General features: G+C 42.8%; 18 protein-coding genes and 2 pseudogenes. 6 read left to right on the top strand and 14 right to left on the bottom strand.

Annotation, left to right across the window (positions count from 1 at the left end):
* Nucleotides 1-314 (top strand): annotated as a pseudogene (locus BMZ71_RS15135) (IS701 family transposase); the annotation flags it as partial.
* A gap of 48 nt (nt 315-362) precedes the next feature.
* On the opposite strand, the gene BMZ71_RS11405 reads toward BMZ71_RS15135, so the two are convergent.
* From BMZ71_RS11405 to gndA, 3 genes are all read right to left on the bottom strand, one after another.
* A complete protein-coding gene (locus BMZ71_RS11405; protein WP_177187602.1) occupies nt 363-4,349 on the bottom strand; it encodes a DEAD/DEAH box helicase family protein in 3,987 nt (1,328 codons plus the stop codon).
* Nucleotides 4,342-5,097 (bottom strand): DNA methyltransferase, encoded by a 756-nt coding sequence (locus BMZ71_RS11400; protein WP_245734427.1) that lies wholly within the window; start codon nt 5,095-5,097, stop codon nt 4,342-4,344. The genes BMZ71_RS11405 and BMZ71_RS11400 overlap by 8 nt, the downstream gene beginning before the upstream one ends.
* Before the next feature lie 240 nt (nt 5,098-5,337).
* Nucleotides 5,338-6,774, bottom strand: a complete 1,437-nt coding sequence (gene gndA, locus BMZ71_RS11395; RefSeq protein ID WP_068560544.1) for an NADP-dependent phosphogluconate dehydrogenase — start codon at nt 6,772-6,774, stop codon at nt 5,338-5,340.
* 183 nt (nt 6,775-6,957) lie between these two features.
* On the opposite strand from gndA, the gene BMZ71_RS11390 reads away from it, so the two are divergent.
* Complete coding sequence (locus BMZ71_RS11390) at nt 6,958-7,092, top strand: DUF4044 domain-containing protein (RefSeq protein WP_143071432.1); 135 nt, start codon at nt 6,958-6,960, stop codon at nt 7,090-7,092.
* Between the two features lie 64 nt (nt 7,093-7,156).
* On the opposite strand, the gene BMZ71_RS11385 is transcribed toward BMZ71_RS11390, so the two are convergent.
* From BMZ71_RS11385 to rpmG, 6 genes are all read right to left on the bottom strand, one after another.
* Nucleotides 7,157-7,558, bottom strand: coding sequence for a rhodanese-like domain-containing protein (locus BMZ71_RS11385; RefSeq protein ID WP_083546410.1), 402 nt, complete (start codon nt 7,556-7,558; stop codon nt 7,157-7,159).
* Nucleotides 7,559-7,641: 83 nt separating this feature from the next.
* A complete protein-coding gene (locus BMZ71_RS11380) occupies nt 7,642-8,730 on the bottom strand; it encodes a TolB family protein (protein ID WP_143071431.1) in 1,089 nt (362 codons plus the stop codon).
* 66 nt (nt 8,731-8,796) lie between these two features.
* Complete coding sequence (locus BMZ71_RS11375; protein ID WP_086990459.1) at nt 8,797-9,765, bottom strand: ROK family glucokinase; 969 nt, start codon at nt 9,763-9,765, stop codon at nt 8,797-8,799.
* 29 nt (nt 9,766-9,794) lie between these two features.
* Nucleotides 9,795-10,496, bottom strand: coding sequence for a rhomboid family intramembrane serine protease (locus BMZ71_RS11370; RefSeq protein ID WP_086990456.1), 702 nt, complete (start codon nt 10,494-10,496; stop codon nt 9,795-9,797).
* A 32-nt stretch (nt 10,497-10,528) separates the two neighbouring features.
* Complete coding sequence (locus BMZ71_RS11365) at nt 10,529-11,074, bottom strand: 5-formyltetrahydrofolate cyclo-ligase (RefSeq protein ID WP_086990453.1); 546 nt, start codon at nt 11,072-11,074, stop codon at nt 10,529-10,531.
* 103 nt (nt 11,075-11,177) lie between these two features.
* Complete coding sequence (gene rpmG / locus BMZ71_RS11360) at nt 11,178-11,327, bottom strand: 50S ribosomal protein L33 (RefSeq protein WP_068560829.1); 150 nt, start codon at nt 11,325-11,327, stop codon at nt 11,178-11,180.
* Between the two features lie 220 nt (nt 11,328-11,547).
* On the opposite strand from rpmG, the gene BMZ71_RS11355 reads away from it, so the two are divergent.
* Both BMZ71_RS11355 and BMZ71_RS11350 read left to right on the top strand, forming a co-directional pair.
* Nucleotides 11,548-11,913 carry a DUF6115 domain-containing protein gene (locus BMZ71_RS11355; RefSeq protein ID WP_093234143.1) on the top strand — a complete coding sequence of 122 codons (366 nt, stop codon included), beginning with the start codon at nt 11,548-11,550 and terminating at the stop codon, nt 11,911-11,913.
* 13 nt (nt 11,914-11,926) lie between these two features.
* The gene (locus tag BMZ71_RS11350) at nt 11,927-12,334 is read left to right on the top strand and encodes a hypothetical protein (RefSeq protein WP_086990444.1); all 408 of its coding nucleotides are present in this window, start codon (nt 11,927-11,929) and stop codon (nt 12,332-12,334) included.
* A 195-nt stretch (nt 12,335-12,529) separates the two neighbouring features.
* Here BMZ71_RS11350 and BMZ71_RS11345 read toward each other — a convergent pair whose 3' ends face one another.
* Entirely contained in the window at nt 12,530-14,578 is a 2,049-nt protein-coding gene (locus BMZ71_RS11345) for a peptidoglycan D,D-transpeptidase FtsI family protein (protein ID WP_086990442.1), read from the bottom strand.
* Nucleotides 14,579-14,839: 261 nt separating this feature from the next.
* Between BMZ71_RS11345 and BMZ71_RS11340 the strand changes: the two genes are divergently transcribed.
* The gene (locus tag BMZ71_RS11340) at nt 14,840-17,494 is read left to right on the top strand and encodes a YfhO family protein (RefSeq protein ID WP_177187601.1); all 2,655 of its coding nucleotides are present in this window, start codon (nt 14,840-14,842) and stop codon (nt 17,492-17,494) included.
* A 67-nt stretch (nt 17,495-17,561) separates the two neighbouring features.
* On the opposite strand, the gene BMZ71_RS11335 is transcribed toward BMZ71_RS11340, so the two are convergent.
* The 4 genes from BMZ71_RS11335 to BMZ71_RS11320 are packed head-to-tail and all read right to left on the bottom strand — an operon-like array spanning nt 17,562 to nt 21,602.
* Nucleotides 17,562-19,355: a DAK2 domain-containing protein gene (locus BMZ71_RS11335; RefSeq protein WP_177187600.1), complete on the bottom strand. Its 1,794-nt coding sequence runs from the start codon at nt 19,353-19,355 to the stop codon at nt 17,562-17,564.
* Nucleotides 19,356-19,394: 39 nt separating this feature from the next.
* Nucleotides 19,395-19,793 (bottom strand): DUF2177 family protein, encoded by a 399-nt coding sequence (locus BMZ71_RS11330; RefSeq protein ID WP_086990433.1) that lies wholly within the window; start codon nt 19,791-19,793, stop codon nt 19,395-19,397.
* Between the two features lie 27 nt (nt 19,794-19,820).
* Nucleotides 19,821-20,498, bottom strand: a complete 678-nt coding sequence (locus BMZ71_RS11325) for an ABC transporter ATP-binding protein (protein ID WP_068560523.1) — start codon at nt 20,496-20,498, stop codon at nt 19,821-19,823.
* 12 nt (nt 20,499-20,510) lie between these two features.
* Nucleotides 20,511-21,602, bottom strand: a complete 1,092-nt coding sequence (locus tag BMZ71_RS11320; protein ID WP_086990468.1) for an ABC transporter permease — start codon at nt 21,600-21,602, stop codon at nt 20,511-20,513.
* 154 nt (nt 21,603-21,756) lie between these two features.
* Here BMZ71_RS11320 and BMZ71_RS11315 point away from each other — a divergent pair.
* Nucleotides 21,757-21,941 (top strand): annotated as a pseudogene (locus tag BMZ71_RS11315) (IS1380 family transposase); the annotation flags it as partial.

The raw sequence follows: 21,941 nt of genomic DNA, 5'->3' as shown, positions 1-21,941 counted from the left end.
TTGAAGTTATCTTTTATGAACAGAAGACCTTCTGGTCCTTCGGTAAATATATGGTCAGAAGCAAAAATGGAATTGAAAGTTACGTCAACTTTTTAGCCATTGCCTATAGTTGCGTTCAGCTTCTTCCCTTCAAACAGGAGAGGTATGCCCATTTGAAGGAGGAAAGTTCTCAAGTGAAGAAACAACTCATTGGAATGGCGATCCAGCAGGAAGTATTTTTCTATACTTTCGTGCTTTCCATCGAAAACAGGATTAAATCGCTGGCTATCCTAAAGGCTTATGAACGATGGGCTGAAGAAAAACATAGTTTTTAATTACTTGTAAAGTGGTGTTATTAACTTTAAAACACTTGAATTTATCTGTTAATTCGGCGCTTTTTCTTTTTTGTCAAAATTTACGATATTTTTTTCTTCTTTGGTTTGAATATTAGTCCTTACAAATTGACGGATATTATCCGGAATTTCATATTTTTCAAAAAGCGCTTCATCAATTTCCGAGATATTACTATCCCAAAAATCTTCTTTATAGCTCTGACACGGGACAGCTACCCAAGCGGATGAGTTTATTATGGAATGCTTATTTGCATACAATAGTGCTCTGAAAAATTTAGTCATAAAATACTTAGCGTGCTTTTGAGCAATTCTAAAATTTGTAAAATTTCCTGATTCAACGTATGTTCCTAAGGTTGCTTCTTTTGGGGATGCAATAATAATATCTGCATAAGCCCCCCCTAAGCCAGCTTTAGACATATTCCCCCATGCGTCTGGAATAAATACTTTATAATTTTCAAATGCTGGCGCTACCCTAGGAAAAGGGAAACTAGCTTCGGCATAAACAGACTTTTTAGATGTCACGTAAATTTTTATATCTTCATCACTTTTTCTATCAGCATGTATAAGAGATAGCTCGTTTTTACTTCCCGTTTTAAGATAATCTGTCGCCAAGCCATAAGGCTTACGGGCAGTTGTAATCTGTCTAATTGAAGCAAAGCCTTTGGTACTGGTTACAATTCTTTCTAGTTCCTTTATTTCTTCTGGTTTTTCAATTTCTGATGTTTCTAACGGAAGTTTAGTTATTTCAGGATTTTTCCCATTGAACAATATTTTTTGTTTTCCATCTAATCCATTATCGTAACCTTTTTTCCATAAAATTATATTTGTCCACTCTGCGCCAGCTACTCCTGGAAACACATTATGCTGATTATCAACAAATACAATCTGTGAATCTTCTTTTATCTCAGGTTTGTTAAGTTTTTGCAAGCCATTATTGTTTTTGGGTGCTTGCCAACCAGTTGGGAAAATCAAACTTAATGATTTACTAATCTCCCTTGCTCCTAAATAAAAATCTGGATACAATAGTTTTTTAGTTTTACTCTGGTAAGGTGGATTTCCAATTACAACATCAAAGTCCATTTTTCTACCTCCAAATACTTCTTCAAGTTTTCCATTAAAATCATTATCCTCAATAAGGCGGTAGCTATTCATCACATCGGAGTCAGCCAAATGATTTAAATTCCAACCAAAGTCTTCATAAACTGCTCGGGTAAACTCATAACCGACATGAGAAGTTGCTACAGCATAGAGATTGTCCTTGACTAGCTCAACTGATATTCCTGCATTTACCAATTTATGATAAACCATGATTAGGTAAACACCAGATTTTGTACTAAGATCTATTATGTTTTTAGGATTTTCTTTATAATCTTTGATAAACTCATCATCTATCAGATTATCAACCATCATCTTAGCTACCCTAATCGGTGTAAAGACCTCACTTGCAGAGATACGCCCAAATTTTGCAATGGCTTTTAAGGTATTTTCACCATCTTCATTTCTTTCATCTCGCAAATCCCTGATATTTTCAATCTTATTATCCAAGGTCGCAAGTATAAAAGGATTGATATGTGATTTGATAGCTTCAAGAATAGGCTTTTTTAGCTCCAAATGTCTTGCTAAACGTCTATTTTCATCAATGTGAGAAATTATGTCAGACAAGTTCTTTTCATTTTGTGGAGATAAAAAAGCATAGAATAGAATACGTGAATAGTACATCTGCATTTGTTTTACAGTTGGTTTGTTATCTTCAAAATGAGATTTTTCATCTTGACCTTGCGAATTGTCATCTTTGGGCTGATTACTGTTATTCGGGCTGCCCTCAAGGTCACTCTCCCCCTTATCATTAACACTAGTTTCAAACCCAGCTTTAGAGCCTAGTTCTGCTTGGTTAGAGATTTCAGCTAGAATGTCAGGGATACTGTAAAGTGAATCATCAACTGGAAGCTCCACTACTTCATCAATAATGCTCTTATCTGCTGAATATTCACGGATTTTAGCAATTATATCAGTCGGTGTTGCTTCTTTCAGCTTATTTCTATTCATGTAGATGATGGGCGAAACATTAATATTTCTTTGTAGCTGTTTCTCTTGCTCATCATTGCCTGACTTCAGCTCAGAAGCATTGACGACGATCGCCCTATCAGATTCAATCTTAAACATACGATTAGGAGCGAAATCAATCAAAAGCGTTTGAGGTTTCATATCCTCTTTTCCGATAACTTCTCCTGTTTCAGTATCCTTGATTTCTTTAATCCAAGGTGATTGAAGTCTAAAAATGGCCTGGTCATAATCTTGGGGACTTTTGGTATCTTTCAAAAATATCATAGTGTCCCATTCAGGGACTGTGGAACCAGTCAACATCTTATTAACCGTGAGAGTGATGGTTTTTTTATTTTGACTCGCAAGCTCTTTGATTTTATTTTGAACTTCGCTCACATTACTAAATCGAGAAGTATTCCCAGCAACATTTAGAATTTCATAACTACCGAGATTTTGAAATTCCACTTTATGAGCATTTAACAACCGATCCATAGCGTCCACTGAATTTTTGAAAGGAAGTACGAAAACCATATGTTGAGCAAGTTTTCCATCTTTGATTCTTTTGTAATTTAAAAAAGGGAAAATATATTCATCCTCATCAGATCCATCAATGGCTTTCAGAAGATTTAAGACATCTGACTCATGTTTGAAATTAGTTTTACTAGCTTTACTTTTTGCAGTACTTTCAGGTGCAAAAAGAACATTAAGCTCTGCGGATTCGCCATGTGCTTTTAGTGCTTTTAGTTCTTTTAGTAGCTTGACTGAAGATTTATTTGGAGTAAAAGCAAAGCGCACCATCTCAGGAAAACCAAAATACGGATTAGTCCACGGATGTTCTTCCTCATCTTCGATATGTTCACTCGCCCATTTATTCTTTTCTTCAAGAATATCTGTGAACTGAACTTTGCCAACAATATCTTCTTCTGAAAATTCTCCGCTGAGTAAAATGCGGTAAGGAGTGCCTGATAAATGAAGTTTCACTTTGGAATTCAAACTATTTACAGCATCAATCACTTCATCAATATCCTTTTCATCCAACTCTTCAAAATCGGTATCCTCTGTCATATTTTCAATCGCTTGACTATAAATCTTTGCACGAGCGCCAAAATGGCTTTCATCAATGACAAGAAAATCTATTTGATTCTTGAAGAGCAAATCATGCTTAGCTTTGACTTCATCACGGCTACCAGCTAAATCTTGAAGTGTGGTAAACACAACAATTTGCTGATCTTTATTTTCTTCTATAAATTCTTTTGTATAGCCTGAAGTGTCTGTAAAAACAAAATTTTTAAAATCCATGTGTGATTCTACAGCCTTTTGCCACTCTGCTTTGACATCAGCCTTGCCGGTTACAATAACCGTTAATTCACTTTTGATAGCTTTCGCTGCCCATAAAGCAACATTAGACTTTCCAAAACGCATAACTGCATAGAGCAATAAATTTTTTCGTCCGGCGTTTACCGCTTTTTCGATATTTTCAATTACTTGAGCTTGATTGGGACGAGGGCTATAATCTTGCTCTCGGGCAAAGTGATTTTCAATTTGAGTGTTATCCTCGCCCACTTGATAGTAATTATATTTTTTCACACCATCTTTTTGAAATTCAGCTTTTATGTCTGTGATACCATTTATAACATCAATAACCCTAGCATTCTCAAAAAATTCTTCTTCAAATTGTCTTTCTGAGAGACGGTTACAATGCTTATCTTTGATAAGATAAGCATGAAGTGCATAGTCTCGAAAGAAAATATTTTTCTCTCCCTTATCATCTTCAAGCATTGCTTCTGCTTCGTACTTTTTGATTAAATCCTTATAAATTTTCCGCCATTCATTCAAGCGAACTTCAACACGACGGTTGGTATCGCCTACTTTAAGGTAATTAGGGTGTGTATTCGTCTCAAAAGCATATATTGAATGGGGTAAATAACCAGTAATTATGTTATCAATACCAGCTGTATCGTAGTTATTAGTCAATGCTTTCAAGCTCCTCTTTGTAGACATCTGTGATTTTTACAGTTGAATATCTTAAATTTTGCTCAGAAGATTGTATGTTCTCGGGTTCTTCAAATTCACCAAATAAATCTACTTGATGTATTATAGCTGGTGCTTTATAAAGAGAGCCTAACTCATTTTTTTTCTTGTCATAAATGTCTTGAAGTGTATATTCCGTCCTATTTACTGTGATAGTTTTATCTTTTCCACCTAAATCATTTGTTGCTTTCCATTCTGAGAAAATAATAGGCTCTCCATTTGATGCTAGTTTTGTTAGAAAATCTCCCTGAGACATATTTGCTTTTATAATGACCTTAGCACTATTCAAAACATTCTTTTTAGGCTTTTTACCGAACTTATGAGCCACTTCAGTATAGACATCATGATAATATTCATACATATTCATGACACATTCTTGAGCGTTGTCCTCAAGCAATTCGATGCCATAAATTGAAGCGAGCGCAATTAACGAATAATTTTCATACTGTGTAAGAGTTTCACAGTAATTCTTTTTAACCATATTTAATTTGCGCTCTTGTATAGCCACCATAAAATTGCCAGTTCCAGCAGCAGGCTCTAGAAAATTAGCTGTTAGGTTCTCAGCAAATTCTTTGATCCCCTCAATATCAAGCATTTTTTTAACCATCCAAGCAGGTGTGAAAACTTCTCCGTGCTTTTGAACCCTAAATTTGCTCTTGATTAGTATTTCTGTTGCTTTAATTTCTGCCATGGGCTTTCCCCCCATTTTATTTTTGTATACATTTTACCATTTCAAGCTATTCTTCGTCTTCACTCCACAATATATCAAGAAAATCCCTGCCAAGAATTTTTGGCAGGGATTTTATCATGGATTTTATTAAAATCCCACTTTCGTGTTCGTCTTTCGCAATAAAACGTTGATAAGTTGGACTTTCGTTCTCAAGTTAATTAGTCTTCAGAGTACAAATCGAAGTGACAAGTACCGTCTTTATTAGTCTTGCGGGACTTCCACTTCTTTATCCCACTCGAAGTGATAAGCACCCGCTCTATCGGTGCGCTCGTAAGTATGCGCTCCAAAGTAATCGCGTTGCGCTTGAATGATGTTCGCTGGCAAGACCGCTGAACGGTAAGAATCGAAATAAGCTACCGCAGATGAGAATGTCGGTACCGGAACTCCTGCAGTCACAGCCGTTGCAACCACTTCACGTACAGCTCCTTGGTACTGTTTCGTGATCTCTACGAAGTAGTCATCCAACAACAAGTTCTGCAATTCAGGATTTTTCTCGTAAGCATCCGTGATGTTTTGCAGGAATTGCGCACGGATGATACAGCCTGCGCGCCAAATTTTAGCGATTTCGCCGTAATTCAGATCCCAATCATTTTCTTCGCTGGCAACGCGCAATTGAGCGAAGCCTTGCGCATAGCTCATAATTTTGCTGAAGTATAGCGCTTTGCGGATACTCTCAACAAACGCCGCTTTGTCCAAACCTTCTTCAGTTGCAGCGGCAGGTCCGGTCAGAATTTCGCTGGCAGCGACACGTTCTGTCTTCAAAGCGGAGATGTAGCGGGCAAAAACGGATTCGGTGATCAATGGCAACGGCACACCCAAGTCCAAAGCGCTTTGGGAAGTCCATTTACCCGTGCCTTTATTGCCGGCGCGGTCCAAGATAATCTCAACCATTGGCTTGCCTGTTGCAGGGTCGTATTTAGTCAAGATATCAGCAGTGATGTCGATCAGGAAGCTGTCCAGCTCGCCTTTGTTCCATTCGATGAAGACTGCCGCGATTTCTTCCACTGACATGCCAAGATATTTGAACATGATGTCGTAGGCTTCCGCAATCAATTGCATATCCCCGTACTCGATTCCGTTATGGACCATCTTAACGAAATGTCCGGCACCATCTTTACCGATATACGCTACACACGGCTCACCATCTGGAGCTTTTGCGGAAATTTGTTCTAAAATCGGTGCAACAAGATCATAGGCATCACGTTGTCCTCCTGGCATGATTGAAGGACCTTTCAAGGCGCCTTCTTCACCGCCGGAAACACCCGTTCCGATGAAATTGATGCCTGAATTTTCCAACTCTTTGCTGCGGCGGATTGTATCTTTGTAGAAAGTATTCCCTCCGTCGATCAGGATATCTCCTTTATCCAAATGAGGCAGCAACGATTGAATCGTTTTGTCAGTTGCCTCCCCTGCCTTTACCATCATCATGATTCTTCTTGGTTTTTCCAAAGATTCAACGAACTCTTCGATTGTATAAGTAGGAACCAGTTTTTTTTCTGGATTTTCCGCGATCACTTGCTCAGTCTTTGAGCCGGAGCGGTTGAATACAGATACAGAATAACCTCTGCTTTCAATGTTCAATGCTAGATTTTTGCCCATTACGGCCATCCCGACAACGCCAATTTGCTGTTTTGACATAAATAAATTCTCCCTTCATGATAAACACATCATTCTATAATCTTAATCCTAACAAAAATTTACTTAAATGGAAAGCAAACAATTGAAAATAATGGCGTTCTTTTCTTCCCCTCGGTTCTCAACATTTACTTTTACATTTTAATGTTGTAAACTATGCCATGTAAAAAACAAAAGGTGGGAATAATGTTGACAAAGAAAACGGGTGCTACCTCTTCAAAATTCAATAAATTCAGCAAATTCATCATTTGGATCATGTTACTTGCCATGGTCGGAGGAACTTTCCTTTCCGCTCTGTACTATTTGTTCCTAAATATGTAGGAAAAAACAATCAAAAAGGTTCCCGGAATCCATTAGCGGATTCCGGGAACCTTTTTCAATCGACTCAGATGCCTTTTTTGACTTTTCCATCCCAGCCGGCATAGCCGCCTTTCAGAATGAAAATATTTTTGTAGCCATTTTTTTTCAAAATTGCCGCACAACGTCCGCTCAACATGGCGTTTTGGTCATACAGATAGATCGGCTGATCTTTGCGGATTTCTGGATAGCGTTGCTTGAAGGCGGAATAAGCGATATTTCTCGCTCCCAAAATATGGCCTGCTTCGAACTCCGCTCTTTCGCGGACATCAATCAATTGCGCTTTCCGCAGATCTTTTCTGAACTCCTCTGCAGTCAGTGTTGTCGCTGCATTCTTTCTTTGGAAATAAAAATAAGCTTGATAAATGGCATATCCGATGATGAATATCCATAGTGCGATATTAAAAATATCAATTCCTGTTAAATTCAAAATAAATCCATCCTTTCGATAATCTTGCTCTCATATTTTACACTTGTGCAAGGCGCATTGCTACAGTTTTGACGACTTTTTTTCTATTCCGACAATTGTATCCAGCCATTGCGTTCCACATCGTACAGATACTCATAACGCTCCCCATAAAGCACGTAGCTCCCTTCTGGCGAAACAGAAATCGGAGCCATTCGTTCGACTTCAGTCAGCACCTTCATAGCGTTTTCGGGAAAATCAATTTTTGCGAGTTCAAAGGTGATGCCGGCAGCGATGTCCGACTCCTGTTTCGGAAGCAAAGCAAATATCTCATCCGAGTCACGCCATGTTTCGAATTCCGGGATGATCAGCCTGCTCCCATCTGCGATGCGCGGCAAGGCAACATAACCTTGAGCAATCAGAAGCGGATAGTAAGAAACCACAAACAACTCTTCCGCATTGAAATCGGAAGGTGTCACTACCCATACGGATTCGTCTTCCAAACCGTAAGCAAGGATTTCCTGATCGATGACAGTATCTTTGCCGGGAAAACGAACGTCGCTCAACACCAATGCAGAGACGCCATCATTTGCGGTTTTCTTTTGGAGGTACATATTTTCCGAATACCAAACCGGCATTTCCCCAGTGACCGGCAGTGCCACCATTGCCTCATCGGAAGATAAATCCCACAGATAATTTTCCAAACTGCCCACTGTTTTTTGAGCGGACAGAAACAACTTTCCTTCGTTTGCCGGATTCCAGGAAACACCCGTCAACAGTCCCTCGGAAAAACGAATTTCGGCAAGGGCATTACCTGACTTGTCGATCATCATAACATTATTTCCCTGTTGATTTGCGACTTGCACCAGAATTCGCCGACCATTTGCGGAAAGCGCGACAAAAACAAGCCGATCTGAAAAAGTTCGGATCGGCTGTTCTTTACCTGTGTCCAGGTCATGACTGTACAGACCGTATTCTCCATTTGATTCCAATGCAAGAAGAATAGTCGCATCGTCCAACCAACCTACCGTGCATAGGAATTCATCCTTAGGAATCGATCGGATGTCGGGGCCGGAAGACAGGCTTTGTTCACTTACCCCGGATTGCTCAGGATACGATAGTCGCTGTGCACAGGCAGTCAGAATAAGAATACTTGATAGCGATAGAATGATTGGTGCTAGTCGCCTTTTTATCATGCCATTCCCCATCCTCCCGCATTTTCCTATCCGAAAAATTTCCAGAGATTTTCTGCCTGGATTGATTTATTTGCTGGTTTCCATCAGTGCGAGGTAACATGCCCCAACTATCCCTGCGTCATTCCCAAGCGCGGCTAATTTTATATGCGTCGTTTTCTTGACGTTCGGGAATGTGAAGTCAGCGAAATAGGTTCTTACTTGCTCCAAAAGGTATTCCCCGGCTGCTGATACACCGCCACCGATGACGATATAAGCCGGATTCAAAAGATTGCCGATATGGCTGCAGGCCAAACCCAGATAATAGGCAGCGCGATCGACTACTAGTACAGCCAACTCGTCTCCCTCTTTTGCCAAATCAAAAATCATTTTGGAAGTAATCTCCTGGCCATCGTCGATGATGAATTTCAGCTGCGCGTTGCCGGCATATTCTTCAGCATGCTTGCGGGCCAATTTGACGACGCCTGTTGCGCTGGCGACGGTCTCCAAACAGCCTTTCTTTCCGCACGTACAGTCAAATCCACCCGGTTCGACTGTCATGTGGCCGATTTCGCCGCCGGAACCTGCAGTACCATGGATCAGATTGCCTTCCGCTATGATTCCCCCGCCGACACCTGTGCCAAGTGTCACAAATACGACGTCACGATCATCAGCACCGGCGCCTCGCCATTTTTCCCCAAGCGCGGCAACGTTTGCATCATTGTCTATAAAAATAGGGATGCCGATTTCACGCTCGATTACTTCACGTACAGGCTGCAGCGTTTTCCAGTTCAGGTTGAAGGCCCCCTCTACAGTGCCTGCTTCACGGTCCACCGCTCCTGGCGACCCCATACCGATACCCTGAAAATCGTCTGCAGTCATTTTATAAAGATCCAGATGGTGTTTGATCGAAGCAACAATATCAGGTACGATATGCGCTCCCTCATCATTGATGTTCGTAGGGATGGTCCATTTTTGCTGGATATCGCCCTCTGCTGTCAAGATAGCCAGTTTTACTGAAGTACCGCCTAAATCTATTCCGATAAATTTTTTATACATGACATTTCCTCCAATTATTTAAATTATATCTAGTATAACGCAAAACCGGCCCGCATAAAACCCGTGTAAGCAAAGAATATAGCGTTCACAAAGTAAATGATCAGAAACAGCAACCTTTGTCCGTTTTGGCTTTTGGAAGTTCTTGGCATTGCGATGAATACGGCCGCCAACGCGCCTCCCAGCGCTCCGCCAAGATGGCCAAAATTATCGACAGCTGCGGAAAAAAAGCCGAAGAAGAAATTCAGGAAAATAAGCATTGTGAAACTACGGGCCATTTGCTGAATCCCCAAATTGTAAGGAAACTGTCGGCCCAGAACAATGGCTGCAGCGAACAACCCGAAAAGCGAGGTGCTTGCACCAGCGGAAATCGAATCATTGAAGGCGAAGCTCATCAGATTCCCCATCAAGCCGCTCAGGAGATAAATCAGCGCAAAACGCAAAGAGCCATAGAGACTTTCCATCTGTGTACCTAAGTAATACAGGGTGATACTGTTGACCAGAATGTGCGTGAAGCCTATGTGGATGAACATAGGTGCTATCAAACGCCACCACTCCCCTTGCGCGATGGCTGGATTGAATTTGGCGCCGAAAAGAATAAGCGTCAGTACATTGGTGCTTCCCCCGTTCAAGGTCATCAGCAGGAAGATAACAATCTGAATGGCCAAGAACAAATGTGTTACTGAGAATTTATCCGGCAAATAGGATTTTCTGGTATTATATGACCGCATCATGACACGTCCTTTCATTATGATCCTATTTTAAACTAGATTGTTGCCAGCAACAACTTTTGGATCGGCACATCAAAAGCTTCAATTTCCCAATGCGGATTCTTAAACAATTGGAATGGGAACAACACCGACAAGGTATGTCCGTTGTACGCAGCCAGATAGCGGTCATAATAACCGCCGCCGAACCCGATACGGAAACCTGTTTCTGAAAATGCCAATCCAGGAACGAGCAGCAGATCGATTTCTCCAGGCGGAACCGGATTGCTCTTATCGACAGGTTCCATGATACCGAATTTGCTTTTTGCCATCGCGATATCCGGCGAGTATTCATGAAAAGTCATCACACGATTCTTGCCGGAATAGGGAACAACCATCCGTTTGCCTTCTTCAAGTCCGTTTTTAATGATTGTATGTGTATCGATTTCCGGAAAATTGGACCATGTGACGCCTATCGTCTTTGAAGCTTTCCACTCTTGACTGGAGCAGACAGCTTTTGTCAATTCTTTTTCCATCCGAATGCGATCCTGGGCGGGCAAATCCCTCAGTTTCCCAAGCATTTCTTTTCTTATATATTCTTTCATCCAATAACCTCCTCAAGAAACAATCTGTCGCACACTATTTCTGCTTAAAATAAGCCTTCCGGAAAAAATAAAAAAACAACAGGATATCCTGTTGTCATTTTAATTATTTTGTTTCACGATGCAAAGTCACGCGTCTTTCACGTGGACAATATTTTTTCACTTCAAGACGGTCCGGGTTGTTACGTTTGTTTTTCTTTGATAAGTAATTACGTTCTTTACACTCCGTACATTCCAATGTAATATTTAACCGCATATTCTTCCCTCCAAACATAAAAAAATTGAAGATCGAATCATCTTCTGCGTTTCTCATTGTATCACTTCCGAAAAAATAATGCCACTATTTTTTGAACAAGTTATGCGGACATTCGATTTTTTCAGCTTTCTTCCAATTAAATTCCAGATAAGGTTGCAGAAACAAACGAATTTCATTAGAATGTTATCAGGCGTCAAAAAGAAGAATTGAGGTGACAAAGATGGAACAATGGACCATCGTGATTGTCTTGCTGACAATCGCAATCATATTGCTGTTTGCATCATTTTTCGTCAAGGATAATGATCGCAAATTCGTAGATGAGATGAGTGAATACACATTACAATTAACGGAAGAAATCCATGAATTGAAAAGACGACTCATCGCTGTGGAAGAGGAATTAGGAAAAGAAATTCCCGTCTCCGAAGACTCGCAGAACACCAAAAAAGTACACAACTTGACTAAGCAGCATATCATCACTTTGTATACAAGCGGAAGAACATTCGATGAGATTGCAGAACAACTGTCCGTCCCTATCACCACCGTGCAACTCGTTGTCGATAACTACATAGAGCAATCAATCGTATAGAGGAGAAAATAAAGTGAACAAACAAAAGCTTCGTTTTATATCCATCGGTTTTTTGTTGTCTGCCGTACTGTTGGCCGGCTTCCAGCTTTTCTATCCGGAAGCCCTTCCTGGCAGCACCTTCAACGGAGAAGCAACTGCCGATTCAACGGATTATCAAGAGAAATATGAAAGTACTTTGGCGGAATTGGAATTGCAGAAGCAACTCAATGAAGCGGCAACAAGCAGTGCGCCTAGTGAAGGAGCTGAACTTTCAGCAGTGCTCCGGCTGAAGTCGCGAGTACTGCTGAAAGTTCAGCTGCCCCTGCCGCAAACACTCCCGTCACATTTGTCATCACTTCCGGACAACCGATGTCCGTCGTCATCGACAATCTGGTCAGTGCGGGACTCATTACCGATCGGGCTGCCTTTGAACAATACCTGAATGAACGGAATCTTGTCACGAAAATAAATATCGGAGAGTACCAATTGTCCCAGGACATGGGCTATGAAGTCATCGCCGATATGATCACACTGGAATAATGACCCACTCTACAAAGACAGCAGGAGCCGGAACAAGGATATTGCAATCCTTGTTCCGGCTCCTTCTTTGTGTCCATTTGAAATCGTCAGCCGATGGTTATTCCGCTGGCGTCGCGTAGTCCCCAGTATTGAAGTACGCATCGAAAACTTTCTTGGCAATCGGTGTAGCCCGGTCCGTATCCGTGCTGAGATAAGGAACCACTACCGTTACGGTGATTTCCGGATTGTCGAAGGGCGCATAGCCGACAAAGGTGGAGTTGAATACACTCTCACCCTTCAGATTGTCATTGTTCCCGTCATAGAAAGCTTCCGCCGTCCCTGTCTTGGCGGCGACGTCGTTCGGATCTTTCCCGAATGTCGAATAAGCCGTCCCGTTCTCGCTGTGGGTTACTTGGTAAAACCCTTGCTGGACACGCTCCATCGCTTGCGCATCGACATCGACTTGATTCATCACTTTTGTCTCCAAAGTCGTTTCCAAAGCCCCCAGCGCTCCGTTCGCATCCGTGCTGCGGATTTCTGAAACCAACTGAGGAGCGTATCGGGTGCCGCCATTGACGATGGTATTGATGTATTGCGACAATTGCAGGGTCGTGTAGAGATCGGATTGCCCGAATGATTGGTTTATAGCTTTATCGGCGCTCCTCTCACTGGCTTTTAGTCCGCTGCCTTCATTCGGCAAGTCAATCCCCGTCTTCACACCCAAACCGAACTGGGAAAAATAACCGCGCAGTTCATCGATCACACTCGGTGAAATATTCAGGGTACTTCCTGCTTCGTAGGTCGACTGTCCCCCCATCAGCATCGCCAATTTGATCATGTAAATATTCGATGAGCGGGCTAACGCCTCGATATCGTTTATGGCCACTTGGCTGCCGATGGTTGGGTTGAAAACTGACTTTTTCAGATTTGACCCTTGGAATTGCAGCGGTTCATCGACGAGAACATTGTTATCCGTACTGATGACACCGGTCATGTATCCGGTCAGCACCGTCGCGCCCTTCACCGCCGAACCCATCCCGTAGCTGGAATTGATGACTCCCAATGCATCATCTACAATTTCGTTTGAGGTCGAGCGCTGTTTGCCGGTCATGCCCAGAATCTCGCCTGTATTCGGATCTGATGCCACTATATACACCCGGTCGTTGTAAGAATCGACATTGCTGTTCAGGAAACCGGTAGCGATCTGTTCGATTTCCTTCTGAAAATCGATATCGATGGTCAAGACCAGATTATCCCCGGCTTTTCCTTCATAGGATTCCTCCCGCGTCACAACCTCACCTGATTGATTCGTGATCGTTTCCCATTGTGATTTCGTGCCTGAGAGCACCGACTCGTATTCTTGCTCCAAATAGGAATTCCCGACACGGTCATTTCTGGCGTACCCTTTTGCCAAATAGGTGGCGACTTTGTCGCTCGGCAAACCGATTTTTTCGCTGGTCACCCCTCCTAATATGCTCTTCAGCAAGTCGGACTCGGGATAGATCCTGACCCAATCCGTCGCGACATCCACTCCGGACAGACCGGACAGATTTTCGCTCACTTGGGCAAGTTCTTCATCCGTTACATCCTTGTTTTTTATGCTGGTAGTCGACAAGGCATACGCGCTGTTCATTCGCTTGAAGATTGCGGCAATTTCTTTTTGTTCATCCGAATAAGCGATATCTTCCGCCGTTATTTTCGCTAGCTCCACTTCATACAATTCGGAACCAGGTAACAGCTTTTCATCATCCGACAGACGCTTCAACATCACTTCGTTGTTTATGGCTATCCAATAATCCTTCAGATCACGCTCCGTCAGTTCTTCAAAGCTGACGTTTATCAAACCCGCCAACGCAGCGGCAACCTTTGCCATTTCCTCTGCTGTCGTGTTTGCTCCTCTTGTGTAGGTTATGGAATGCTGTGGTTCATTGCCCACAAGGATGTTGCCGTCTCTGTCGTATATCAAACCACGCGGCACCGATTCCGTCACAAGTGTCGTTTCCGTACGTTTTACGATAGCCTCAAATTCATCGCCGCGAACGATCTGCAGGTATCCCAATCGGAATATCACCGCCGAAAACAGCGAGAACACGATAAAAAAGAGCAGGTTCAACCGAAGTGGGATATGCGATTTTCTCTTTCTTTTGTTTTGGGTATTATCTTCCAATTTTGCACCTTCCTAAAACCATAGTTCGACAACCTATTATAGCAAAAAAAGCAAGCATTACAAACGACGCAACAAATTTTTAAGATGTGTCCTGTCCGGATACTCGGACACATGCTCGGATTCTTCATAAAACCAGCGGGATATGCTAAAATAGCAGAAGCACTTGTGAAATTTCCGCTTCAACTATCCCGAGCGTTCACTCATAGTCAGGCGAATCTGCAGGAACGCAAAAAAATTTCATTTTAAGGAGGAATGTGCAGCATGCTGAAGCGTTTCACAACCCTATCCCCGCAAAAAAATATGCTTTTCCTTTCGTTCTTACTGCCCTTGTTTGTAATGATGGTCATTTATGCCACTATGGGCGTTTATCCTTTCGGCAACAGCACCTTGTTGACAGTCGATCTCGGCCAGCAATATGTGGATTTTTTCAGTTATTATCGCACTACCTTATTGTCCAATCCTTCCGCCCTTTTCTTTTCGTTCACAAAATCATTCGGCGGCGAGATGCTGGGCCTGTGGGCTTACTATCTGATGAGTCCGTTCAATCTCATTTTTCTGCTTTTCCCGCAGTCCCAGTTGCCTTTGGCGGTGACCATTTTGATCCTGATGAAGGTTTCGGCTTCAGGACTGACTTTTGCTCATCTGTTGATTTCCCGGTTCGAAGGCAAAGGCTTGTTGGTGCCGTCCTTCGCAGTGAGCTATGCCCTGATGGGTTACGTCATCGTCAATCAATTGAACGTCATGTGGCTGGACGGGCTTGTTTTCCTGCCTCTGATCATTCTGGGTTTAGAGAAACTGCTATCCGGTGAAAGCGGACTTTACTACAGCTTATTTCTCGCAGTGATGCTGCTTTCTAATTATTACATCGGATTCATGATTTGTGTTTTCCTGGTCTTCTATTACCTTTTCGCATTTTCCAGACAAGAACTTGTCAGCACCAACAACCTGAAAGCGCAGCTGAAGCATTTTTTCACACAATCAGCCCGATTCATCGGTTATTCTTTGTTGGGAGCTGGCTTTGCTGCCGTCCTGCTGCTGCCCACCTTTTATTCGCTCTTGGGAAGCAAGGCAAGCTATGCCAACAAGCTGATCGATTGGCGTTTCGCCTATGATCCCTTCGAAGTCGTTTCGAAGTTTTATATCGGAGCGTTCAATTTTGACCAAATACCCAGCGGACACCCCAATCTTTTTATCGGAACTGTCGCGCTGACAGCCTACATCTATTATTTTTTTCATCCCGGTTTCTCAAAAAAAGAACGGTTCACCTCGCTGGCGTTAACCGCCCTCTTTTTTCTGGCGATGAACGTCCAGTTTCTGAATAAAATTTGGCATGCCGGACAATATCCGATCTGGTACCCTTACCGTTTTTCGTTCACCGTATGTTTCTTTTTTCTGCTGAACGGTTTTCGGGCGTTGCGTACTTATCGTCCTTTTCCCTTTTCGCTGGCCTGCTGTCTTTTGATCGCGAATGCGGCCACCGCCATCTATGTGCTGAAAAAGGATTTTGAATTTTTGGAGCCTGTCCAAGTATTGATCAGTGCAGTCGTTTCTGTCCTTGTCCTAGTGTTGCTGATGCTCAGGGATCAACCGAGAAAATGGCTGCCCTACACATTGCTTTTCGTGGTGACCGCAGAGATGACGGCAAATGCAGCCATCGACCTGTTCCGGTTGGGCTACGTCAAACAGGACGAATTCTCTGATTATCAAACGAATCTGAATACGATGCTGGCGGATGTGCGCACACCCGAAGACACATTCTACCGGATCGAAAAAACGTTCCAACGTTCCAAAAACGACAGCTTCCAAGCTAATTATGCAGGAATCAATCATTTCAGCTCCACTTTTGAAAAAGAGATTCCCGCCTTGTTCGGATCATTGGGCTTTCCGGACGGCAACGGGTTTATCGTATACTCAACCGGGACATTGTTTACGGATGCGCTTTTCGGTGTGAAATACTTCATCCAGGATAAGAAGTTGCCGGAAACATTTTATGCCCTCAATGACGGCGTGTACCGGTTGAAACGCAACTCCACCCGCCCGGATTTGACCCAATACAGTCCTTATTCCGAGACCGATCGAACCACCACTTTTGAGAATCCATACGCGTTGTCACTGGCATTCGGTGTTTCCGAAAGCGTATTGGGTCTCGAGTTGATCGAGGATCAGCCCCTATTGATGCAGGAACAACTGTTGGACGCCTTCAACAATCAGGAAAGTATCGAACCATATTTTTCATTGCGCCCGTTCGATTCCAACGTTTTCCAGAATGTCACATCCGCTGCCGATGATGCGCAGAACACAACCTACTATCGGTCTGTGGATGGTGCAGTCTCAAGGATCGAATTCCAGTTCACCCCTACCAGCGGCAATCCTTATTATCTGATCCTGGATGCCGGTATCGACGAAGATAACGCAAACCTTTATGTGAATAATGTGAAGCTGGATTACTATACGACCTATCGCAATGATCAGATCATCAACATCGCAAGCAACCAGCAGGGGGAGAACGTCACCTTCACGATCGAACTGCTCGAGGACTCGATACGGGTACAGGACTTGAAACTTTACGAATTGAACAAAGCTCTGTTCGAGGAAACCATTTCAGCGCGACAAGCGGAAGGCATGACGATCACTTCGTTCAGCCAGACACGCATTACAGGTTCTGTCGTGATCGAGGCTGAAGATGAAATATTGTTGACGACGATCCCCTACAGCGAAGGTTGGGAGGTCACGATCGATGGGACAACTGCAGAAACAACTACCGCTCTGAATAGCTTACTGGCAATACCAATCAGCCCGGGCAAACATACGGTTGTATTTGCGTACCGTACCCCTTATCTGATGACTGGCTTGTCCATCAGCGTGATTTCCATCGCTGGTGCCTTATTATTGAGAAAATATCGCAAAAATAAATAAGAAAAGCGGTTGGGATATCTCGGCCGCTTTTCTTATCTTTTTTTCATTTAGAGAACCACGGGAAACCTTATAGTTCCTCCTCACACATATAAGAAATCGCCACAGTACCGACACCGGCACTCATTCCGACGATTGTTGAAATATTCATGATGTACTCCGGTTCTTTGCCGAGCAAAGCGACACTGCGCTTCCGATATACTTCAGCCTTTTCGGGATTATTGGCATGCACAATCGCATACCGCGTAACCTTCTCTTGTGTGTTTATTTTTCCCAACAATCTGAACAATTTCTTTTCATTGCCTTTTTCGCTGAATGCCTTCTCCGCGATGGAACCTTTACCTTCTGTGTCGATGGATACGACCGGTTTGAGATTGATCGACATCGCTGCGATCCCTGAAACTTTACTTAGTCGGCCGGATCTTACCATATATTTCAAATTGTTGACGCTGACGAAAATGTTCGTCCGATCCCTCAATTTTTCAATGGCGGATACGATTTCGTCGAAAGGTGTTCCTGCGGCAATCATTTCTGCTGTTTTCATGACAAGTAACCCTTGCGCACCGGAATTCCGTTTCGAATCGATAACAGCGATTTTTTTGCCTTCACGCAGTTTCTTGGAGACAGCATTCCGAAACACACTGTTGGTTCCACTCTGCTCTTTCGCAACAGTCACAACAATGACCTGATCGTAATGCGCGAGCACGGTTTCCAAATATTTCTCGACAATGATCGGATTCGGCTGTGAACTTTTCGGATACTCGACGGCCACTTCCAACAACGGGTAGAAAAGTTCAGGCGTCATGGTTACCTTATCCAGATAGGAAGTATTGTCAAAATTCAGGTTGAGCGGCAACATGTGCACTTGATAACGATCGAGTATTTCTTGCGGAACGTCCGCGATAGAATCGGTGATTAACGCAATAGCGTATTTTCTGTCAAAAGCTGATTCATTCTGCCTGATCATGTCGTCCGCCTTTTGCTGCAAGATGATGCCTTTCTTGCGCAAAACTTGGAACACTTGCTCCGGAGCATTGGCATGGATATGGATCCTGGCTTTATGATTGTTGCCTGCCACAATCAAAGAATCGCCATAGAGTGCCAATTCCGACCTCAACGCTTCCAGATCGATAGAGTCCGCGGACAATAGCGCTTCAGTACAATAGCGATGGCGAATTTCCCCTTGGCCGTGGATCAATTCTTCATTAAAAGAAAGATCTTCCTGTTCTTCGCTGACTTTCAAATCCAACTTTCCGGTGTGCAAAAATGTTGCAAATCCTTGCAGAAAGTAGACAAATCCTTTCGCACCGGAATCGACGACTTTGGAATCCTGGAGCACTTTCAAACGTGAAGTTGTCGCCTCCAAAGATTTGTTGGCTGTAATCAACGACTTTGAAAATAATTCTGAAAACGTTGCCGAAAGATCTTTATGGCTATATACAGCATCAGCCCATTCACGGATGACAGTGATGATCGTTCCTTCAACCGGATTGGAAATAGCCTGATAGGCATAAGGGACCGCATTTTTGACCGTTTCTGCAAATGAAGAAATGGTTATCATCTCGTCATCCATCAGACTGAGAAAAATCCCGTTGATGTATTGGGCAATAATGATGCCCGAGTTTCCTCTTGCACCAGTCAAAGCGGCATCAGCTATACTGTTCATCGTTTCCTTGACGGATCCCGAGATTTTTGCGTCCATGATGATCGCATGCATGGTTGAGGAAAGGTTGCTGCCAGTATCTCCATCAGCGACCGGAAATACATTGATTTCGTTCAGACTGTTCTTGTTCTTTATGACTTCATGCGCACCCGATAAAAAAGAATTGTAAAGCTTCTCGCTATCAAGGGTTGAAATATTCATCGTTCTTCCTCCGTCCACATCTAAAACTTTATTCATTTTTTAGAGAAATCTTTGCGCCGCAATGTAAGTGATCCCAGCTGTCGCGGCATTCAAAAAAGTTCCCCAGGCCAAGTCGATTACGGTGATAATAACCGGCCAATCTTTTATGGTAGCCAGATTAGTCAAGTCGTACGTCGCATAAGCGATCAGTCCGAAAAAGCCACCTGCCAAAATGGCAAACTGTAGACTTTCTTTCAAAAGTGCCGGATGGATCACAAAAAATACGAGTCCACCGATGAACAAGAAATAGAATATTATCGCTGCCAACCAATTAACATTCGGAGCCATGAGGTGCCCCAAGTACTTGCTGTAAATATTTTTCGACAATACTCCTAACCAGACTATATCCACTAAAAAGAACACAAAAAATGTCAGGAAATACAATTTGATGCTGTCCATCTTCTCTTCCTCCATTCCGTTATTTGTTTATCCGCCGATTCTTTCGGACAAGATGCCATCTTTCATTACATATACTTTATCACAATAATCTATCAAACGTTCATCATGTGTAACCATAATGGTCGCCTTTTTCTTTAATTTTGTTTCTCGGGCAAGAATTTCGACAACTTCAAATGCTTTCTGAGTGTCCAGACTGGCCGTTGGTTCATCGGCAAGGATGACAGACGGATCATGATATAGGGCTCTCGCTATTGCGACCCTTTGCCTTTGACCGCCGGAGAGATCACTCGGAAACTTATTCTTCAATTCGAATATGCCTAATTCTTTTAGTAATTCATCGCGTTTTTGTTTATCAACTTTACTGCCTTCAACTTTATTGGCCAAGTGCAGCTGATCTTGGACCGTCAAAAACGGGACTAGGTTTGAGGCTTGCAGAATAAAACCGATTTCTTCAAATCTAAGTTTGGCTCGTTTTTTCTCGTTTACTTCACTGAATGGATTCCCATTTATCAAGACCTTACCGGAAGTTGGGGTCTGCAGCCCTCCTGTAATAGTCAAAAAAGTACTCTTTCCTGACCCACTCGGGCCAATGACTGCAACAAATTCACCGGCTTCGATGGCTATGTTCGTTTTTTTCAGCGCATCTATCTTTAATTCCCCTTCACCGAATGATCGGGAAACATCTATCATTTCTATTAATTTCATCTGCTGTCTCTCCTATCCAATTGCCTTTAATGGGTCTATTTTTACAACCGCTCTAACGGAAAACACGCCGCCGATCATAGCCATAATGACCAACAAGGAAGCTATGCCACTCAAAAAATATAGATTTGTGCGATATGGAACAGCAGGAGGCAAGACCAGTGCTGTCGCTCCTGTCAACACTAAGCCAATGCCGACACCGATTGCAGCCAACAGGAATGTCTGGACGACGACTGATTTTGCGATATAGCCGCTGGATATTCCTTGCGCCTTCATAACGCCGAACATACTCGATTTCTGCATGGTAAGGACATAGATAAAAATGCCGATTACTACTGCAGCAATAACAACCAAAAAGCCGATCATCAACCCAAATGTCAACACCTGAGCAGTATATCCCGGAATTTCATTGATGTAATCCGCAATCGGATACACTATCAGGTCTTCATTTCCAGTGTCCACCCCTTCAACCGTACCATCGCTTCCCCGGACAACAATCGCGCTGACGCGGCCCTCCTCAGACTCGTCAATCTGCTCAAAACGCACATCCTGATACGATGAGACTGTCGTATACAGAACAGGTGCAACGCTGAACTTAGCATCTTCAGTAAAGCCGACTACTTCGACTTCCTTGTCCGATCCAGCCAACTGAAGGGTGTCCCCAATGACTATGCCCTCCTCCTCTTTCAGACTGATGTCTGCAACAACTTCGTCATCATTTTCGAAAGCTTTTCCTTCGATGACTTCAGGCATCAGGAATTGATCCGATTCGATACCAAAAAAAGTTGTATTTATTTTTGCATCATCGCCTGATGTTCCTTTTTTCCTGATGACATTTGGGGCTATGCCGATCACAGCTGCTTCATCTGCCTCCACCTCATTGATGGCACCTTTTGGCATCATGGACATATTGATGTTCGTATTTGACTCATCAGTCAGAATGATTCCGTCCGCATCCCATTTATCAATGCTGGTCCGATTATCCTGTGCCAATCCATAGGCAAGACCTACCAGGAAAAACACCAAATATGACACCAGCACCATCACGCCTATTATTAAAGAAAATCTCGTCTTTGAATGTTTAATTTCTTTCCAAGCTAAAAACATTCCTGAATTATTCATAGGTTTTCAGAAAACACCTTGAAATCTTGTTCTATCAACGTATTCTTTATTTCACTTTCACACCCAAAAGGTGTGAAAAAAGAACCCCTATCTGTTATGGTTAATGTACTACCAACAACCATAGAAAGGGGTTCTCTCAATGGCAACTTTACACGAAAACACTCTAAAATTCAATCAAAAAATGACGGTTACAAATACTGGAGGTAATCTCTCCACGGATGCTGGTCTCATTTTGGTTAAAGAATTCCTTCATTCAATCGGATTCGAACAGTTGATGGAGAAAGAGCTTCATTTTCAAGACTCCCGTCTCTCACCTACACATTC

The organism is Trichococcus flocculiformis (genome assembly GCF_900113645.1).
Taxonomy (GTDB): Bacteria; Bacillota; Bacilli; order Lactobacillales; family Aerococcaceae; genus Trichococcus; species Trichococcus flocculiformis.
Note: the sequence above shows the minus strand (reverse complement) of the source record. Positions and strands in the feature narration are given on the sequence as shown.

Bases quoted from the DNA above. Each gene is read 5' to 3' on its own strand.
- BMZ71_RS11400 (WP_245734427.1), bottom strand. From the start codon at position 5,097: ATGGCAGAAATTAAAGCAACAGAAATACTAATCAAGAGCAAATTTAGG.
- gndA (WP_068560544.1), bottom strand. From the start codon at position 6,774: ATGTCAAAACAGCAAATTGGCGTTGTCGGGATGGCCGTAATGGGCAAA.
- BMZ71_RS11390 (WP_143071432.1), top strand. From the start codon at position 6,958: ATGTTGACAAAGAAAACGGGTGCTACCTCTTCAAAATTCAATAAATTC.
- BMZ71_RS11380 (WP_143071431.1), bottom strand. From the start codon at position 8,730: ATGATAAAAAGGCGACTAGCACCAATCATTCTATCGCTATCAAGTATT.
- BMZ71_RS11375 (WP_086990459.1), bottom strand. From the start codon at position 9,765: ATGTATAAAAAATTTATCGGAATAGATTTAGGCGGTACTTCAGTAAAA.
- BMZ71_RS11370 (WP_086990456.1), bottom strand. From the start codon at position 10,496: ATGATGCGGTCATATAATACCAGAAAATCCTATTTGCCGGATAAATTC.
- BMZ71_RS11365 (WP_086990453.1), bottom strand. From the start codon at position 11,074: ATGAAAGAATATATAAGAAAAGAAATGCTTGGGAAACTGAGGGATTTG.
- rpmG (WP_068560829.1), bottom strand. From the start codon at position 11,327: ATGCGGTTAAATATTACATTGGAATGTACGGAGTGTAAAGAACGTAAT.
- BMZ71_RS11355 (WP_093234143.1), top strand. From the start codon at position 11,548: ATGGAACAATGGACCATCGTGATTGTCTTGCTGACAATCGCAATCATA.
- BMZ71_RS11340 (WP_177187601.1), top strand. From the start codon at position 14,840: ATGCTGAAGCGTTTCACAACCCTATCCCCGCAAAAAAATATGCTTTTC.
- BMZ71_RS11335 (WP_177187600.1), bottom strand. From the start codon at position 19,355: ATGAATATTTCAACCCTTGATAGCGAGAAGCTTTACAATTCTTTTTTA.
- BMZ71_RS11330 (WP_086990433.1), bottom strand. From the start codon at position 19,793: ATGGACAGCATCAAATTGTATTTCCTGACATTTTTTGTGTTCTTTTTA.
- BMZ71_RS11325 (WP_068560523.1), bottom strand. From the start codon at position 20,498: ATGAAATTAATAGAAATGATAGATGTTTCCCGATCATTCGGTGAAGGG.
- BMZ71_RS11320 (WP_086990468.1), bottom strand. From the start codon at position 21,602: ATGTTTTTAGCTTGGAAAGAAATTAAACATTCAAAGACGAGATTTTCT.